The sequence below is a fragment of the Immundisolibacter sp. genome (assembly GCF_028696615.1).
Taxonomy (GTDB): domain Bacteria; phylum Pseudomonadota; class Gammaproteobacteria; order Immundisolibacterales; family Immundisolibacteraceae; genus Immundisolibacter.
Genome location: NZ_JAQVGQ010000309.1, coordinates 1 through 2,667 on the forward strand (window position 1 = coordinate 1; position 2,667 = coordinate 2,667).

A 2,667-nucleotide genomic window follows, 5' to 3' on the forward strand; every position below is an offset into this window, starting at 1 on the left:
CGGCCGGTGTTGTTGATCAGCACGGCGCGCGCGCTGCGCGGATCGCGGGCTTCGCAATAGGTGAAGCGCCCAAGGTTGTTGCTGCTGCCGTCGGGGTTGTAGGCCACGAAATTGGTGAAGTTGTTGCTCGGCGTGAGCGTGAAGGCGGGATCGGCCTCGCGGTGCACGCGCAACACGAGTTCGTTCTTGTTGGGATCCTTGTTGGCATCCACAACCGCCGGCGAGTCGCCGTCGCGGTTGACGAACACCAGCCAGCCCTGTTTCCAGTGCACGCCGTTGCCGCCGCAGGTGGTGCCGTCCGCCGTCTTGCACACGGCCACCTGCAGGCCGCGGCTGATGGCCTCGCTGCGCGCCAGGGCGAGGCTGGTGATGAACTCGTTCAACACCGCGGCGCGGCGGTTGTTGCGCGCAAACTCGGTGTAGGCCGGCACGCCAAGGGCGACCAGCACACCGAGTACGACCAGCGTGATGATCAGCTCGACCATGGTGAAGCCGCCGGTACGGGCGAGAGGGTGTGTGGGCGCGGCGGGTGTCGGGTGGTGCAAGGGTGGCCCTCGGAGCCGGCAGATGCGCCTAGGGATGCTCTGAAATCAGGGCGTCCCGCCCAGGGCAGGATGCCCTGGCATGAATCAACGGCCTACGCCATTGATTCATGAAGCGCCGCGCGGGCGTGACCCATGCGGCGCAAGCTGAAAATTTCCAGGGAAGGAATATTTTCAGACGCGTCTAGTGTATCGGTACCAAACGTCGATTCTTGAGCGAGGTCTGGGTCGTTGCTGCGGCTGTCATTGCAACGTCCGCTGGCTGTGTCGTCCGGGTGGGGTGGGCGGCGCTGCTGACAGTGCAGTATCGCGATCGGTAGACGTTTTTTTGACGATTGTTCGATTTTCTTTGCACGGTCGCGCCGGAAATGTGGCTGATTTCACAGTTTCGATGGTCGAGAAGATGACTTTTGGCGCCTGGTTGCGGCTATAGTTCGTCACGCTTTTTATCGCCGCGGTTGGGTCGCGGCGTGGCGACGTTTGTCAGCATCATGTGAGGCGCCGATCCATTTGGCGCGCCGCCTGGGTCCGGATAGCGCCGCGCAGGCGGCTGTGGTGCTGTTGGCGAGCTGGAAAAATTCCGGAGTATGGAATTTTTCGGCGTTCTCAATAATTGGTCGGGCCGAAGGGAGTTGAATCATGAAACGTTTTCCCGCTGCGTTGGTCGGTGCGCTGTCGTTGGCCGGCACACAGGTTCATGCCGGCGACATCACCGACACCGTGCACAAGGCCATCGTCTACAACCCGGACGTGCTGGTCACCCAGGAAGACCGCAACGCCATCGAGCAGAACGTGCGCGAGGCCAAAGCCGGTTACCTGCCGCGGGTGGACGTGTACGCCGGTGTGGGTGGCGAGAAGAGCGACAACGCCTCCACGCTGGGAGAGACCGGCAAAAACGGTTACCGCGGTCTGCATCGCGAGGAGAGCGGCATCTCGATCACGCAGATGCTGTTCGACGGGTTCTTCACCAAAAACGAGGTCGCGCGCCAGAAGGCGACGCTGCAGGCGGCGTCCTACCGCGTGCTGGCGGCGGGTGAGGACGTGGGTCTGCGTGCCACGCAGACCTATCTGGACGTGCTGCGCCGGCGCGAGCAGGTGGAGGTGGCCAAGGACAACCTGGCCGCCCACCAGCGCATCTACGACCAGATTCGCATGCGCAGCGAGCGCGGCGTGGGCCGCACCGCCGACACCGACCAGGCGGCCGGCCGTCTGGCGCTGGCCAAGGCCAACCTGGAGGCGGTGATGGGCAATCTGCGTGATGCCGAGATCGCCTACGTGCGCGTGGTCGGCGAGATGCCGACCGATCTGGTGCCGCCCACGCCGCCGGCCGACCGGATTCCGGCCGATCTGCCCGCACTGGTGGACGAAGCGCGGCAGACGCATCCGGTGCTGGCTTCGGCGGTGGCGGACATCGACGCCACCATGGCGCAGCACGAGCAGGCGCGCGCCAACGACTATCCGCGTTTCGATCTGGAACTCGGCGCCAGCCACAATAACAACATCGATGGCGTGAATCAGGCCGACGAGGACCTGATCGCCATGGTGCGCATGAACTACAACATTTATCGCGGCGGTGCCGACCTGGCGCGCAAGCGCTCGACGGCGTTCAAGATCAACCAGGCCAAGCGCATCCGTGACCGCGCCGAGGACCAGGTGATCCAGGAGGCCGGGCTGTCCTGGAACGATTACCAGACCGCGCAGACGCGCCTGGAATTGCTGCGCCAGCACGCCGATTCCGCCAACGTGACGCGCGCGGCCTACCTGAAGCAGTTCAACATCGGCCAGCGCACCCTGCTCGATCTGTTGGATACCGAAAACGAGCGCTTCGTGGCCGAGTCGAACTATATCGACGGCAAGTACCGCGTGATGTATGCGATTTACCGCATCGTCGCCAGCGAGGGGCGGCTGTTGAGCACGCTGGGTGTGACGCCGCCCGAGGGCAGCGAGGTCACAACCGGCAAGTGACGGGCGCACGGCCACGGGGCTGCGGCTCCGTTGGCGCCGGCCTGGAAAACCCCGCTGCGGCGGGGTTTTCCTTTTTTTTGGGGACGGCGATCGGCCGTGTGAACGGAGCGGATGTTTGCCGCGTCTGGGGGTGTGGCGCCGGCGCGGCGCATACTCGTGC

General features: G+C 64.5%; 2 protein-coding genes. One reads left to right on the forward strand and one right to left on the reverse strand.

Features of this window, described 5'->3' with window-relative positions; translation table 11 throughout:
- Nucleotides 1-485 (reverse strand): GspH/FimT family protein (locus tag PHC73_RS13670; RefSeq protein ID WP_300129360.1); only part of this gene is annotated, 485 nt, incomplete at its 3' end.
- 696 nt (nt 486-1,181) lie between these two features.
- Between PHC73_RS13670 and PHC73_RS13675 the strand changes: the two genes are divergently transcribed.
- Nucleotides 1,182-2,507 (forward strand): TolC family outer membrane protein, encoded by a 1,326-nt coding sequence (locus PHC73_RS13675; RefSeq protein WP_300129362.1) that lies wholly within the window; start codon nt 1,182-1,184, stop codon nt 2,505-2,507.
- Nucleotides 2,508-2,667 lie beyond the last annotated feature (160 nt).